The organism is Arthrobacter liuii (genome assembly GCF_014639275.1).
Taxonomy (GTDB): domain Bacteria; phylum Actinomycetota; class Actinomycetes; order Actinomycetales; family Micrococcaceae; genus Arthrobacter; species Arthrobacter liuii.
In genome coordinates this window covers 1-616 of the sequence record NZ_BMFW01000090.1, presented here as the reverse complement: position 1 = coordinate 616, position 616 = coordinate 1, and the positions used below count along the sequence as shown (strand labels likewise).

The following is a 616-nucleotide window of genomic DNA, read 5'->3' as shown; positions in this document are numbered from 1 at the left end:
TGGGTGATGACGTCCAGGGAGCGGTCGTAGCGGAATGCGGGGCGGATGCGCTTGAAGATCCGGGGGACGGTTTCGACGTTGTGGGCGAAGACTTCGGGGGCGGAGTCGCAGATGGCCTTGATGTGGTCGGGGTTGCCGGAGAAGTCGGGGATGAGCAGTTCGACGCCGGTGCCGGGGTTCAGTTCGTGGATTTTGCGGACGGTTTCGGCGTAGAGCCAGACGCCTTCGTCTTCGAGGTCGTCACGGGCGACGCCGGTGACGGTGGCGTAGCGCAGGGCCATGGATTGGACGGAGCGGGCCACCTTGGTGGGTTCGAACATGTCCACGGGGGAGGGTTTGCCGGTGTCGATCTGGCAGAAGTCGCAGCGGCGGGTGCATTCGGAGCCGCCGATCAGGAAGGTGGCTTCCTTGTCTTCCCAGCATTCGAAGATGTTGGGGCAGCCGGCTTCCTCGCAGACGGTGTGGAGGCCTTCTTTTTTGACCAGGTTCTTCAGCCCGACGAACTCGGGGCCCATCTGGACTTTGGCCTTGATCCACTCCGGTTTGCGTTCCACGGGAACGGCCGAGTTACGCTGCTCCACGCGCAGCAGCTTCCGGCCTTCAGGTGCCAATGTCA

At 63.3% G+C, this 616-nt stretch carries 1 protein-coding gene; it reads right to left on the bottom strand.

Annotated elements, in window-relative coordinates; genetic code table 11:
• Positions 1-616 (bottom strand): lipoyl synthase (locus IEW19_RS23220; protein WP_229748752.1); only part of this gene is annotated, 616 nt, incomplete at both ends.